10 protein-coding genes and 1 tRNA gene are annotated in these 14664 nt (G+C 61.5%); 7 read left to right on the top strand and 4 right to left on the bottom strand.

The genetic code is table 11. From position 1 onward, the window contains the following. Positions 1 to 177 precede the first annotated feature (177 nt). The 6 genes from ACSYDW_RS06070 (at position 178) to ACSYDW_RS06045 (ending at position 6463) form a co-directional block, all read left to right on the top strand. A tRNA-Gln gene (locus ACSYDW_RS06070) sits at positions 178 to 249 on the top strand. 1039 nt (positions 250 to 1288) lie between these two features. Next, on the top strand, positions 1289 to 2986 hold the full coding sequence (locus tag ACSYDW_RS06065; protein WP_438337814.1) for a zf-HC2 domain-containing protein: 1698 nt from the start codon (positions 1289 to 1291) through the stop codon (positions 2984 to 2986). A gap of 248 nt (positions 2987 to 3234) precedes the next feature. Next, positions 3235 to 4059 (top strand): ribose-phosphate diphosphokinase, encoded by an 825-nt coding sequence (locus tag ACSYDW_RS06060; RefSeq protein WP_438337813.1) that lies wholly within the window; start codon positions 3235 to 3237, stop codon positions 4057 to 4059. Positions 4060 to 4098: 39 nt separating this feature from the next. Continuing rightward, positions 4099 to 5640, top strand: a complete 1542-nt coding sequence (locus ACSYDW_RS06055; RefSeq protein ID WP_438337812.1) for a nicotinate phosphoribosyltransferase — start codon at positions 4099 to 4101, stop codon at positions 5638 to 5640. Positions 5641 to 5646: 6 nt separating this feature from the next. Then, positions 5647 to 5805 carry a hypothetical protein gene (locus tag ACSYDW_RS06050; RefSeq protein ID WP_438337811.1) on the top strand — a complete coding sequence of 53 codons (159 nt, stop codon included), beginning with the start codon at positions 5647 to 5649 and terminating at the stop codon, positions 5803 to 5805. Positions 5806 to 5815: 10 nt separating this feature from the next. Continuing rightward, on the top strand, positions 5816 to 6463 hold the full coding sequence (locus tag ACSYDW_RS06045; RefSeq protein ID WP_438337810.1) for an NUDIX hydrolase: 648 nt from the start codon (positions 5816 to 5818) through the stop codon (positions 6461 to 6463). Between the two features lie 115 nt (positions 6464 to 6578). Here the strand turns inward: ACSYDW_RS06045 and ACSYDW_RS06040 are convergent, their stop codons facing one another. Further along, positions 6579 to 9140: an MMPL family transporter gene (locus ACSYDW_RS06040; protein WP_438337809.1), complete on the bottom strand. Its 2562-nt coding sequence runs from the start codon at positions 9138 to 9140 to the stop codon at positions 6579 to 6581. A gap of 45 nt (positions 9141 to 9185) precedes the next feature. Next, entirely contained in the window at positions 9186 to 9854 is a 669-nt protein-coding gene (locus ACSYDW_RS06035; protein WP_438337808.1) for a TetR/AcrR family transcriptional regulator, read from the bottom strand. 174 nt (positions 9855 to 10028) lie between these two features. Between ACSYDW_RS06035 and ACSYDW_RS06030 the strand changes: the two genes are divergently transcribed. Further along, positions 10029 to 11438 carry an MFS transporter gene (locus ACSYDW_RS06030; protein ID WP_438337807.1) on the top strand — a complete coding sequence of 470 codons (1410 nt, stop codon included), beginning with the start codon at positions 10029 to 10031 and terminating at the stop codon, positions 11436 to 11438. A 984-nt stretch (positions 11439 to 12422) separates the two neighbouring features. Here ACSYDW_RS06030 and ACSYDW_RS06025 read toward each other — a convergent pair. Both ACSYDW_RS06025 and ACSYDW_RS06020 read right to left on the bottom strand, forming a co-directional pair. After that, positions 12423 to 13193 carry a hypothetical protein gene (locus tag ACSYDW_RS06025; protein WP_438337806.1) on the bottom strand — a complete coding sequence of 257 codons (771 nt, stop codon included), beginning with the start codon at positions 13191 to 13193 and terminating at the stop codon, positions 12423 to 12425. 181 nt (positions 13194 to 13374) lie between these two features. Continuing rightward, positions 13375 to 14562 (bottom strand): AAA family ATPase, encoded by a 1188-nt coding sequence (locus tag ACSYDW_RS06020; RefSeq protein WP_438337805.1) that lies wholly within the window; start codon positions 14560 to 14562, stop codon positions 13375 to 13377. Positions 14563 to 14664: the final 102 nt, after the last annotated feature.

The raw sequence follows: 14664 nt of genomic DNA, 5'->3' as shown, positions 1-14664 counted from the left end.
CGCGTGGCAGTCCTAGTCCCGCTGTGTACAGCTCGTTCCCGGGTGCAGCCAGGGAGCTCCGGCAGTGGGATGGCCAAAATTGCGATTCACGTCGGAGTTGGGTACTGTTTGTGCTCGAGTTGCGCTTCTAATTCATGCCTTTGGCAAGCCGTCGAATCATGAATTCATCGCAATTTTTGGGATATGGTGTAATTGGCAACACAACGGTTTCTGGTACCGTCATTCTAGGTTCGAGTCCTGGTATCCCAGCTCCTTTTATTGATGCAATCTTCATGATTATTTCGGTGGATTCACCCCTCTGGAGAAATTGCGTCTTTTCCTGCGCGGACGATACGGTCCGTGAATCATAATCAATCCAAATGCCAGCGGCTTAGGTATTGAACCCTCCGGTAGCTGCTCCGAGATCCAACTTTCTCTTCGGGCCGTGGCATTTATCTGCCGGTCGCTGCCGCGGTGGCCAAAACCATGGTGGGGGAGTAAATCTCCAAGCCGTCGTGGTTCAGCAGGAGGAAGTGTAGGGCGTCCTTCGATACGGGGAACTACAAGCGGCGCGTTGCAGATCTTCCCTTGAGTCCTTGCTGGATCCCGAAACGTCGAGGGACCCTGCGGTAAATCCGCCGGGTCCCTAAAACGCTGCCGCCATGCCGACTAGCGAAAGCCGATGTGGACAGCGGTCTACCGCGTCCACTCCCCCAAGAAGGGACGCGATATCTAGTGGCCGGTGTCTCGAAAGTGACAGCACGATGGAGCGCGGCCGTACGGAGAGGACTGCTTTCGTCCTCTGCGCTTCACAAGTACAGAGAGCCACGGCCAGGTTTCGTGACGGCAAAACGCCAAAAGAATTTCCTTGATCGGCAAATCCACCAAAATCACCCGATTCATGGCGATGTGTCAATGACGCGTCTTTCCCCGCGTGTAGCCTGCTGTGCTTGGGCCGTGACCCAAGTTGCAACCGAGTATCTCGCGCGGTGCAGGGGATTCGGGGTACCTCCAACCGATGGCTCTCACCAAGGTTCCCAAGCTTGGTGAAGACTCGTCGGAGTCCTGCCTCCACCCAGCCAAGGGAAGCGTTCCCGCCACAGGGCAAGCACGGTACTGATCCCGGGATCGCGATCAGGGGATCGTAGGAGCCGGCTCGTGGCAACCTTGATGATCGTCGTTAAAGGGGGGACCCAACTTCTCCATTCAAAAAAGTCATTGCTTGTTGGGCCATACTTAGATCTGTCTCTGCTCGTTGCCATGTGGGCGGGACTTTTCGCGAACGCGAAGAGCAAGCTAGGGGGATAGCATGAAAACGCTCCACGATTCGGATGAAGCATCGGCAGGGCTTGACGATGCGAATCTCATCGCCATGGTTCGCATGGGGGATGCCCAGGCGCAAGAGATTCTCTATGCCCGGCACTACAGTGCGGCGCTGGCGACCGCGTACCGCCACTCGAACAGTGTTTCCGAGGTTGAGGACTTGGTGGCTGGCGGCTTTGAGAAAGTCTTTGCGATCATCAGTTCCGGAGGGGGCCCCGATGTCTTCTTCCGCGCCTATCTCTGCAAGGCAGTCTCGAACCTCGCTTTCGCATACAACGCCCATGAGAAGCGACAGTCCCTGACGGACGAGTTCGAAGTTTTTGACCAAGCGCACGAACACGCCGATCCCGTCATGAGCCAGTTTGAATCCGGCGTCGTTGCTGATGCCTTCCGTTCCCTGCCCGAACGGTGGCAAGCGGTTCTCTGGTACCTCGAAGTCGATGACATGAAGCCGGCGGACGTGGCTCCACTGCTTGGATTGGCCCCCAACGGCGTTTCCGCGTTGGGTGTGCGCGCCCGTGAGGGTCTGCGGCAGGCCTACCTGCAGTGCCATCTCCGCAATGGTTCCGAAGAAGCGTGCACGTTTGCCTCGTCGCACTTGGGCGCCTATATCCGTGGCAGGCTCTCGTCGCGTGGTGAAGCAAAAGTGGAGCGTCACCTTTCGGAATGTTCCGATTGCACGGCGGCGCTGCTCCAGCTTGATGAAGTCAACTCTTCCATGCGCGGCATCGTTGCGCCGCTCTTCCTGGGCGGAATCACCGCATTGGGGATTCCGGCAGCAGCCACGTCGGGCGCGATCCCGGCGGTCGTCGCTGCCGCATATTCGGGCGGGCTCGCCACGGGGTTGGGTGGTGCCAAGGCTGCGACAGTCCTGGGCAAGGCCGGAGGATCGGCTGTTGCCGTTCCCACGACCGTTTTGGCCGGGGGCACCGCTATCGCGCTCACTGTCGTGGCCACCATCGCAGTCGCCGCCAGCACCATCGTCGGCAATGCATCGAACGACATCGGCGCGTTGCCCGAGAGTGCCGTCGAGAGCCCGCAGGGGTTCCCCGGCATGACGGGCCAATCCCGGGCGCCGGAAACCAGTGGAACTGACTTGACCGAAACGGGATCGGGCACGCCAGCGGTGGACGGGAAGACTGAACCAAGTCAGCCGGTGAGGCTTTATGGTTCCTTGGAATCCCCGGTTTCTGGCGGGGTCAAGCCATGGATGGTGGATGTAAATCGCCTGCCGGTAGCAGCTCCGCAGGTTTCTCAGGAACACGATCCGACGCCGCCGTCGGATGAAGAACTCCGGGTACCTGAACCCAAGCCTACGGCCACGGTTCCCGTGGCGACCGCGCCGTCGGGGGAGAAGGAATCGCCGGAGGCAACCGCACCGCCAGAAGAGACTGTTCCGCCAGTGGAGAGCGCACCGCCCATGGAATCTGGTACGCCGGAAGAGTCCGAGCCGCCGCTCGAATCTGTTCCGCCGGCGGAGTCTGAGTCGCCTGGGGGATCTTTGCCTCCTGAGGAATCCGAATCACCCGAGGAATCTGTCCCGCCGGAGGAGACCACACCGCCAGAAAGTACCGGGCCCTCGAGGCCGCCAGGGTGGGAGTGGTGCTGGATCATCTTGGAGATTGGTGGCCCCGATGCCGAGCATCTGTATGAAATGTGCTTGGCGGAATTTGCACGCCCCTAGCCATCGAGAAGAAGCCAGCTTGCCTGTAGGCGGCGCTCTGCCGTGCCCGTCAGCTTCAAGCTGCCAAGGGGTGACCAGATGACGGTAGGTGGCTGAGCGGCAACGACCGACGCGGCGCTTCACTGCAAACCTGTGACGTTGCCGGAGGGTAGTTGATCAGGCGGGATGTGAGCGTCGCTTTGGAGTTTCCTCTCGACGGGATTCACAAATAAACATCACATGATGTTTATTTGTGTTACTGTGGATCCATGATCAAGGCATTCGCAACCGTCCCGGCAGGATTCACCGTTTTCTCCAACGCAACGAACATGATGTTCCCGGCGGGGGAGCAGCACCTCAAGACCTCAGAGAACAGCACGCAGACACCATCGCACGTGCTGGTCTCGGGTGCGGATGCCAACGATTTCATCTCCGCGGCGATGTGGATCGACCATGCCCACCAGGGCGGCCACAAGGTCACCGCGCAGGTGCCGTATCTCCCCGGCGCGCGCCAGGACCGCGGCACCCCGTTCGGCGCGAAGGTCTACGCAAACCTGATCAACGCCATGGGCGCCGACCGCGTGGTTTGCTTCGACCCGCACTCTCCCGTGATGCCGGAGCTGGTGGAGAACCTCACGGTGGTCCACTCTGACTCCGTCATCGCGGCCAGCCTTCCGGCACATGAGCGCGGCTACGTCGGGGTGATCGCCCCCGACGCGGGCGCGGTCGACCGCGCCCGCCGCGCAGCCGAGGCCTTGGGGCTGCCGCTGTACAGGGCCACCAAGGTGCGGGACTTCGAAACCGGCAAGCTTTCCTCGTTCCAGTGTGAGGACCTCCCGGATACTGGCAGGCTGCTGGTCGTCGACGACATCTGCGACGGGGGAGGCACGTTCATGGGCCTGGCCCAGTCAACCGGCCTCACCAAGGAACGCCTCGACCTGTGGGTAAGCCACGGCGTGTTCTCCGGACGCACCGCACAACTCACGCAAGCCTACGGCCGGATCTTCACCACCGACTCGCACCCCGGCCACCGAAACCCGGACGTCGCGGCCACTGTCATTCCCCTGGCGGCCTTCCTCGCCCCCACCAACTAACACCGCCAACCAACACCGCCACCGAAAGGGACAAAGACCATGAGCACGCACACGAACACCCTCACCCAGGCCGCTGTTACCGCACCTCTCTTCGAGACCGACGCCTACAAGCTCGGCCACCGCGGGCTGTACCCGGCCGGAACCACGCAGGTGCTGGTTAACTTCACCAACCGCGCCTCGCGCATCGACGGTGTGGACAAGGTGGTCCACTTCGGCCTCCAGGCCTTCCTGCAGTCCTACTGCATCGAGGCATTCGCGCCGTTCTTCGCCGCGGACGAGGATGCGGCGGTGAACGAGTACCTGGACACGCTCACCGGTGTCCTTGGTCCGAACCACGGCATCGATGCCGACCACATTCGTGCCCTGCACCGCCGTGGCTACCTGCCGCTGATGGTCCGTGCCCTGCCGGAAGGCACCCGCGTTCCGTTGCGGGTTCCGTCCATCACCATCGAGAACACCGAACCCGAGTTCTTCTGGCTTCCCAACTACATCGAGACGGTCCTCTCGGCGGCGATCTGGCAGCCCTCCACCTCGGCAACGATCGCCAACGAGTTCCGCACCATCCTCGATGACGCGGCGGAGCGGACCGGCGGGGACGCTGCCTTCGTGAACTGGCAGCTGCACGACTTCTCCTTCCGCGGCATGGCGGGCACCGCGGCGGCTGCCGCATCCGGTGCCGGCCACCTGCTCAGCTTCACCGGCTCCGACTCGTTGGCCACCATCGACTGGGTCCGCCGCTACTACCCCTCGGACTTCGGCACCGACAACGGCCAGGTGCTCGGCTCCATCCCTGCCACCGAGCACTCGGTGATGTGCGCGGGCATCAGCGAATCCTCGGAACTCGAGACCTTCAAGCGCATCCTGGACGTGCACCCGAACGGCAACGTCTCGATCGTCGCCGACACCTTCGACTTCTGGAACGTGCTGCTGGAAATCCTCCCGGCGCTCAAGGGACAGATCATGACGCGCGACGGCAAGGTCGTCATCCGCCCGGATTCCGGGGATCCCGCCGACATCCTGTGCGGCACCCGGAGCAACCCGGGGATCGTCCACGGCACCGCTCCCGCCACCGTCGCCGAGGACCCCGCCTACTTCGGCGCCGTGCAGATCCTCTGGGAACTGGCCGGCGGCACCGTGAACGAGGCCGGCTACAAGGTCATCGACGGGCACTTCGGGCTGATCTACGGTGACTCGATCACCATGGACCGCGCCCGCGACATCACCGGGCGCCTCGAGGCCCTGGGCTTCGCCGCGGAAAACGTGGTCTTCGGCGTGGGCTCCTACACCTACCAGTACGTCACCCGCGACACCTTCTCCTCGGCCATCAAGGCCACCTGGGCAATGATCAACGGGGAGGAACACAACCTGCTCAAGGACCCCGTCACGGACAGCGGCATGAAGAAGTCGGCAACCGGACGCCTCGCGGTGGCCCGGGACGCCTTCGGTGAGCTGGTGCTCATCGAGAAGGCGACGCCGCAGCAGGAAGCCGACTCCCTGCTGGAGCCCGTCTGGGCCGACGGCCGGTTCCTGCGCACCCAGTCCTTCAACGACGTCCGTGCGGTACTCGGGAACCTGCGGTGATGCGCCATGGGGAAACGAACCCTTGAGGAACGGCTCGAGGCCGCGGAGCGGGAGCTGGCGGACTTCGAGCACCAACCGCCGCTGGGGTGGCGCGCCTACCAACGCGGCCGCAACGAGCGGATGGGCATCATCCTGGAACTGAGGCGGCAGCTTGAAGATGGGTAGTATCGATTCCATGCCTACCCAGCCCCTGGTCTCCATCGACGCCGTGCCCCTGATCCTGCGCGGGGGATCGTTGCACCTGGTGCTCGGTGTCCGTGCCCTCGACCCGTTCGCCGGGCGTGCGGCACTGCCGGGGGTCCTGCTCAACGCCCACGAGCGCCTGGCCGAGGCCGTTGAGCGGGCCCTGTTGAGCAAGGTTGGGGTGGAGGCAGACGCCATCCTGGCCAGCGTCGAGGCCGGGGTGTTCGACGATTTCGAGCGTGACGAGCGCGGCCCGACGCTCTCGATCGCCCGCGCGGTCATCCTGGATGAAAAGACCCCAATGGTCGATGAGCGGGTCAGGCTCGAACCCCTGGCGGACCTTCCGGAGCTTCCCTTCGACCACCGGGCGATCGTGGCCAAGGCCGCCACGGTGCTTCTCGATTCGCTGTGGATCAACCCGGGCACCACCCGGGCGCTGCTCGGGGACACCTTCGACACCGCCGAGCTGATCTCCCGCATGAAGGAACTCGCCGCGGCCGCGGGGCTGCCGGTTCCCGAGACCGCGAACCTCGGCCGCGCCCTGGGCTCGAACAAGCTGCTCGAGCGGGCCGCCCCGGAGGCTGCAGCGTCCCCTGCCGCGGGCCGCGGCAGGCCGCCCGCCCGCTGGAGATGGGTCTAGCGGTGCCGGTCCGGGGCAGGACCACGGCGCTTAAAAGCCTGCGGGTGCGGCCACCGCATCGGTGGCCGCACCCGCAGGCTTCAGGCATTGCGCAGGCTTCAAGCGTTGCGCAGGGTCAGCCGCGCGCTGCCGGCTCCGTGGCGAGGGTGCCCTCGGCGGCCTGATCCTCGGCGTGCGGGTGGCGGCGCTCCAGCGAGGCCCCCTCGACGTCGATGTCCGGAAGGATCCGGTTCAGCCACTTCGGCAGCCACCAGGCCTTGTCGCCGGCCAGGTGCATCAGCGCCGGGATCAGCAGCATGCGCACCACAAAGGCATCCACCAGCACGCCGAAGGCCAGGGCAAAGCCGATGGGCCGGATCATCGCGCTGTGCGAGAACACGAACCCGCCGAACACCGAGATCATGATGATGGCGGCCGCGGAAACCACGGCGCGTCCCGCGCGCACGCCCTTGACCACGGCCAGCCGCGCCGGGGCCCCGTGCACATACGCCTCGCGCATGCCCGAGCCGATGAACAGCTGGTAGTCCATGGCCAACCCGAAGAGGATGCCGACCAGCAGCGTGGGCAGGAAGTTCAGGATCGGGCCCGGGGTGTCCACGCCGAAGACCGGGGCCAGCCAGCCCCACTGGTAGATCGCCACGACGCCGCCCAGTGCCGCGTAGTAGGACAGGATGAAGCCCAGCGTGGCCACCACCGGCACGAAGATCGAGCGGAACACCAGGATGAGGATCAGCATGGACAGGCCCACCACCACGCCCAGGTAGATCGGCAGGGCCTGGGCAAGCTTCTCGGAGATGTCGACGTTGCCGCTGGCCGCGCCGGCCACGCCGATCTCGAAGGTGCCATCCAGCGGGGAGAGCCCGCGCAGGTGGTGGACGAGTTCCTCGGTGGAAACACTCGTGGGCCCCTCGGCGGGGATGACCTGGAAGGCCGCCACGGAGCGGTCCGCGGAGGTGCCCGCCGGGGCCACTGCCACCACGTCCTCCTGGGCGAAGAGGGCCTCGGCGATCGTGCGCTGGTGGGCCAGCGCCGCGTCGTCGTCGGCCGTGGGCGGCAGGTCGGCAACCACCAGCAGCGGCCCGTTCATGCCCTCGCCGAAGCGCTCGGAGATCGTGGAGTAGGCCCGGTACTGGGTGGTGTCGTGCGCCTCGGAGGAGCCGTCGGGCAGGTTCAGGCGCAGGTCGAGCGCCGGGACCGCCAGCACCAGCAGCACGGCGATCGATGCGACGGCGGTGCCCACCGCGCCGCGGGTGGACATGGCCCGGGGCGCCCGCGCCGCGGGGGCCGAGGTGCTGCGCACCGGTGCGTCGCCGGCCAGGGCGGCGCGCTCCTTGCGGGAAAGGATCCGCGTGCCCACCAGGGAAAGCAGGGCGGGGGTCAGGGTGATGGCCACCAGCACGGCAATCAGCACGCTGGCCGCACCCACGCTGCCCATGAGTCCCAGGAACGGGATGCGGGTGACATTCAGGGCCAGCAACGCAATGAAGACCGTGGCGCCGGCGAAGACGACGGCGTTGCCGGAGGTCCCGTTGGCCAGCGCTATCGACTCGCGCACCGTGTACCCTTCCTTGAGCTGGTGGCGGTGGCGGTTGATGATGAACAGCGAGTAGTCGATGCCCACGGCCAGGCCGAGCATCAGGCCGAGCATCGGGGTCACCGAGGACATCTCAAGCACGCTCGAGAGCGACATGGCCCCCAGGGCGCCGATGGCCACGCCCACCAGGGCGGTCAGCAGCGGCAGCCCGGCGCCGATGAGGGTCCCGAGCATCACGACCAGCACGATGCCGGCCACGACCAGGCCTATCACCTCGCCGAGCCCGAATACGCTCGGGATGCCCTGGGAGACCTCGGAGGAGTAGTCCACGGCAACGCCCTGGACGGGGTGGTCCTCGAAGGCCGCCACCAGGGCGTCCTTGGTTTCCTGGGCGATGTCCATCTGCGCCTCGGTGAAGACCACCGTGGCCACGGCGGCGGCCCCGTCCGCGGAAACGGTGCGGATTTCCCGGGCCATCTGCAGCAGCGAGGCACCCTGTTCGCGGATGGCGTCCTGTTCCTCGAGCGTGGCGGTGTTCTCCTGGATCACCGTGCGCTGCTTGTCCAGTTCGGCGGCGCCGGCCTCCAGCTGGGCTTCCTGCGCGTCGAACTGGGCCTTGGCCGCGTCGTAGGCGCCAGCGGCCTTCGCCTGGGCAATGGCCGACTCCAGCTGGGTGCGTCCTGCCTCGAGCTTGGCCTCCGCGGCGTCAAGCTGCGCGGTCCCGTCCTTGAGCTTGGTGCGGGCGTCGGCGATTTGTTCCTTGCCGTCCTCGAGGGCCTTGGCCTGCTTGGCGCGCTCGGCCTCCGTGGCGAACGGGTCAACCACGGTTTCCACGCCGTCGATGGTGCCGGCCTGCTCGATGATGGCGCTGAGCGCGTCTTCCTGGGCCGGGGTGAAGGCCTTGCCGTCGCGTGTCTGCACCACGATGCTTCCGGTGCCGCCGGAGGCCTCGGGGAACTTCTCGGCCAGCTTCTCGGTGACTTGCGCCGTGGGGGTGCCGGGGATGGACATGGCATTGGACAGCGTTCCGCCACCCAGGGCAAAGGCCACGCCCACGGCCAGGAGCACCGCAAACCAGGCGGCGAGGATTATTCGTGCATGGCGGGCCGAGCCGCGTCCAAGACGATACAGAAATTCAGCCATTGTTCCTTCGCATTGCGTGTTGAAAATCGGTGGGGTGCCCCGGCGCTAGCTGGCGCCGAAACCGGTACGGAGGGTCGCGATGAGGCGCTCGAGCAGCTGGGCCCAGAGTTCCCGCGACCCGGGTGAATCGGTCAGGCCGGTGGCGGTGACCCAGTGGGTGTACATGACGAACAACCCGTTGGTCATGGTGCTCACCAGCAGGCCGACGGCCAGGGCATCGGCCCCGGGATGCCGCTGGTGCATCTCGTGGCCCAGGCGGGTGTTGATCTCGGAGAACGCGCGCATTGACAGGCGCGACTGGCGGGAGGTGGGTTGCGGGTCATCGCTGCCCAGCACCCGGGTCAGGTAGACCATGGGGGAGATGAGGTCGGTCCTCCGGAAGGCGTCGGCCAGCTCGTCGAACATGGAGCCGGTCCCGGGTGCTGTCGGCTGTTCGGTCGGCTGCCCGGTGGGTACTGCAGGCGGCACGGAGGTGAGCTGCTCGAGCAGGATCCCCAGTTCGTTGGCAAACACCTCGATCACCACGTCGTCCATCGAGGCGAAGTGGTTGAAGACTGTGCGGCGCGAGACATCCGCCTGGCGGGCCAACTCGTCAACCGAGAATTCGCTGCTCATGGTGCTGCGCATGATGGATGCCGCGGCATCGATGATGGATCGACGGTGCCTGGCCTTGATCTCTGTGCGGCGGTCCGGCGCCGGGCGAGAAGTGTTCATCTCTTTACACTAAGTGCATCGTTGCATTCAGTGCAATTTGATGACCAGGAATGTGTCGGGGTTCTCGTGCGGGAAGGCTGGATGGTCCGGGCCTACGTTGCAAGCGGCTGCAGACTGAGGAGGGTCGGGGCCTTCCCCTACCGAAGGGTGGGGACCTGGATCTAGGCTTGAAGCATGCCACGGGAAGGCAAACCCCCAGTTGGAGACGAGACGACAGGCGTTGAACCTGCCGCAGGCACGGGGGTGCCCGATACCGGGCACCGTGCCTTCCTGCATGTGCTGGTCAATACGGCCGTCGCGAACGTTGTCACAAGCTTCCTCTGGTTCGCCCTGACCTTCTGGGTGTACCTGGAAACACGGTCCGTGCTGGCCACCGGGCTTATCGGCGGCGCCTACATGCTGCTGGTTTCGGTCTTCGGCCTGTTCTTCGGCGTGATCGTGGACCGGTACCGCAAGCACGCAGTCATGCTCGGTTCAACGCTGTTCACCCTGCTGTTCTTCGGGCTCGCCGGCACGATGTTCCTGCTGGTCCCGGAAGCGGAATTGCTTGATATCTCACAGGTCTGGTTCTGGCTCTTTGCCGTGGTGATGCTGATCGGCGCCGTCGTGGAACAGCTGCGCAACATCGCACTCTCCACCACCGTGACCTTGCTGGTTCCTGCGGAGAAGCGGGCGAATGCCAACGGGTTGGTGGGTGCGGTGCAGGGCATCGCATTCCTGGTGACCAGCGTCTTCAGCGGCCTGGCCATCGGCATGCTCGGCATGGGCGGCACCATCATCATCGCGCTGGTCGCGATCGTGGCGGTGCTGGTTCACCTGCTGACCATTCGCATTCCCGAACCGCGGATCCTGAGGGAGGGCGGGCACACGGGCCTGTCCGAAATGAAGGCAGGCATCGCGGCGGTCAGGGCCACGCAGGGCCTCTTCGCGCTGATCCTCTTCACCACGTTCAACAACCTCACCGGCGGGGTGTTCATGGCGCTCATGGACCCTTACGGCCTGACACTCTTCCCGGTGGAGATCTGGGGTGTTGTGCTGGGTGTGACGGCCACCGGCTTCATCATCGGCGGAGGATTGGTGGCCAAGTTCGGCCTCGGCAAGAACCCGATCCGCACCATGCTGATCCTGGTGGCCATCACCGGAGTGCTGGGTGCCACCTTCACGATCCGCGAGTGGTGGTGGCTCTACCTGGTGGGGATCTGGTTGTTCATGATCCTGATGCCCGCAGTGGAAGCCGCGGAGCAGACGGTGATCCAGCGGGTCGTACCGTTCGAGACCCAGGGGAGGGTCTTCGGGTTCGCCATGACGTTCGAGGCGGCGGCGGCCCCGATCACCGCGTTCATCATTGCGCCGCTGGCGGAGTTCTGGATCATCCCATATATGGATTCCCGGACAGGTCAGGACGACTGGGGCTGGCTGCTCGGAGAAGGGGATGCGCGCGGGATCGCGCTGGTGTTCCTGGCGTCCGGGATAGTCTCACTGCTGCTGGCGCTCGGGGCGCTGTGTACGCGGTCCTACCGACGGCTATCACTCGCCTATGCTTTGGCGCCGAGGAGGGCGCCAACAACCGAGGAGGGCATCTAGCCCGACGTTTTCATTGAAGCGGATCGCCTACGAAAAGCCGCACTACCAGTTGGATACGGTCGGCTGACAGGCTCGAAGCCCTGGGTGCACACGGTGTCATCGATGTCGTGAGTTTTGGTGTCAACGATGTGCTGACACCGTGTGTAAAGGAAGTGCCCAGCGTGTGTGTATACGATGTGGTGAGTTAGGTTGTAAACAAAGAAGCGAGTGTTCACATAGCGTCTCTGGGTAGTGGCGTTCTGGCGACTTGGTGTGGCGACTTGGTAGCACTCCCGCCGGGCAGCCGGTGTGGCGACTTGGAACGGAAGTACCAACAAGCCGGAACAGGATACCTCCTAACGCTATTTATCAGCTTAGGAAGAAAAGGCCTTCGTTGCACGATAGCAAGCACAGGCCCACAAATGGGAAAAGTCGTCAAGCGCCCCCGTCCCACCTGGCAGTCGGCCAGTTTTGACAGACTCCAGGTGGAAAACGGCAGGTACTAATCGGCCGGGCCTCAGGACGATCTTGCTAACTTCATCTTGTTGCCGGTCACTGACGTCGCAGGACGCAGATCGGCATCCCTGGGAGACAACGAGTCGAATCGGTGGTTGTTGAAGATGTGCAGCGCTGGCGGTGCCCGACACCAGATCACCATCGAACCCAACCCACGCCACACGATTTACAGCAACCGGGCGTCCTCACCCTATTTAGTTTTCTCATGCCACTACGGAGGGTGACAGTGCAACTCACTCGGAATAGCGGAAACCCGCCTGTCCTGCCTGAGAACAAAGCACGACGCACGCAACCAGAAATGGCCCGACCCGTCAGCTGACACAAGCAAACTTTGCAATCCGTGGCACTATCTCTAGCACTACCAGCTGGTTGAATCGAAAACCACTGGTGGGTAGCATCTATCGAGAATGCCGAGACCAACAAACCAGACTATCGGAGCCCCTCAGGAATACGTGCCAACCGGTAGAAGAACTTGCTATGATAGCAATTTTAATTAAGAAAAGGTTTTTCAAATTTTATTTTATAATACTTGGACCAGTCGGCATCGTAAGTTAAAGCAGACGAAAACGCCGTAAGGCAATTTGATTGAACTCGAGAAGTTTTGACATTACAGAGGTTTGGAAGGACGTACCCAAAGTACTTCGGATACCATTTACCCTTCACCAATGACGACCTACCATGATCTTCAACGAGCTTCGATAGACGCGCTCGAGCTTCTCGCTTCTTTATCTCAAGTTGATTTCTAGAACCAAGTTTTTCAATAAGTTTCGATTCAAATAATGATTTTTTATCAGATTCGACTCTGCCAAACGCATTTTCGTTTATTAGCGATAGTTCCGACCAGGTGACGCCAGGTGGTGCGGACGGTAGATTGACCGCAACCATACTAAGAACCATCCAGTCTTTCCAACGCTTTGTCAGATCGATCCGCCAATCACCCAAACCATTCACGATTTTTGTTGCATCGACCGAGTCTTTCGAGACCAAGTGTTGAATTGCGAGGACAGTGTCAGCATTATGAATGATTTCTGCTTCGACGTCTCGCTGCTGAGTAACTACAAAGTGATCGTCATGTTCGAACGGCAGATGTGTGTCCGTAAAATCTCTGTCCACGCAAAACATGATGGACTTCTTGCTTGACGCCTGACCGTACGAGAAAGCATGAAAGTTCTTTGTGGCCTCATAGGCGCGAATAACTGAAACCTTTCCAGGGTTTCCTTTCAAGCTCTTGTCATGCTCTGGGCGGGTAATTTGGCCCACAGGGTAGACCTTTACTGATTGAACTAATGGATTCGAGCTCGACTTCGCAATTCTATCGTAGAAGTAAGAGTCTCCATCTGTGCCTTCAGTTATGACAAAGAGATTAAATTTATTTGATGTCTTTACTCGACCGTGAAATCCTGTCAGGGTCCAGCTAGGGGGAATAGACGCAGTGGTCGCACTAGGCTTCAATCAAGCGCCCTTCATTACCCAGGGCACCAACAATTTCCGGGGAATGGGATGCTATCACAAGCTGCGCGTCGGGGTTGATATAATGCATTTTTTCCAACAAATAGCCGTGCCAGTCGACATGAAGGGAGATCTCTGGTTCATCCACAATAACGGGGGAAGAGCCGGCAACGAGCGTTTCAAGCAGAATTCGCATGACTTGTTTTTCGCCGCTGGAAAGACCTTCGATGGGTATCGGACGCTTAGTTCTTCCCAGTGTCACGGATAAGCGTCTTGGCCCCGAAGTGTCCACGGCTTTATTTGGAGCGTACAATTCATTTAGCACTTCAGTAAATCTTTTTTCTGGAGCAAGCTCAAATTCAATTTGTTTTTGTACTTCACTGACCGTTCTGACAACTCTATTCATTAACGGATTCACTTCATAATCGCTGATGACTTTATCAACTTTAACGTGTCTGCCGAGACTCCTGTTGGCCCTGAAGAACTCCTCGACCAATCGCCGGGCGTCTTCAATCGGCACTTGGGCGGTCTCTGACTCAGCGACTCTGCCGTCATCTCCCGCAAGAACCGCCCCTAGGATGCGATTGATGGCATCTTGCTGAGCAAATCTCGTATGCGATAGAGCCATCGAGCGGAACTCGCTCCAAAGCGATTGAATTTGCTCGGCAAAGACGCGGTCATATTCCACCTCGTCAAGGACCTCGCCAAGGCCGCCTCTATTGCGTCGTCCCTGACGGTTTCGAAAATCGAATATTCGTGAAATTGGTAGATATCGATGTGACAGGTACCCCTCTTCATCGATACCACCATCAGAATGCCAGCGAAGCGTGCGAGCATCCTCAATGAGTTCATATCGCTCGAGATCCGGATCCCTTGTGAAATTCTCGAAAACGGGAGAGTCTGTGAAATCGAACAAAGCTGCCCGGTGTGATTCGCGTCGACTGAGTGTTCGAATGATTCTTCGACCGCGCCCGTCGGTGAACTCGACTTTGGCGGAGGTGAAACTAAGCCTAAGTAGCGGCGCCGTTTCACCTGTCATGGCGCTGTGGATGATTTTTAGAACTGTTGTCTTTCCAGAACCGTTCGATCCCCAGATCACATTGATGTTGTCATCGAAAGATGCTTTAAATTTCTTCCTTCTCCCGGTTAGTCCGTCGATTTCAATAGAAGATATTCTCATGTGCGACTCCAATGTGAATTGTTGTTAAAGTTTATATTTTGTGAATGTAAGTATTATCATGTCCAACTGCAGACTGTGGTGGAATCACCGCGACTGCATATC

Source organism: Paeniglutamicibacter selenitireducens (assembly GCF_051550675.1).
Lineage (GTDB): Bacteria > Actinomycetota > Actinomycetes > Actinomycetales > Micrococcaceae > Paeniglutamicibacter.
Note: the sequence above shows the minus strand (reverse complement) of the source record. Positions and strands in the feature narration are given on the sequence as shown.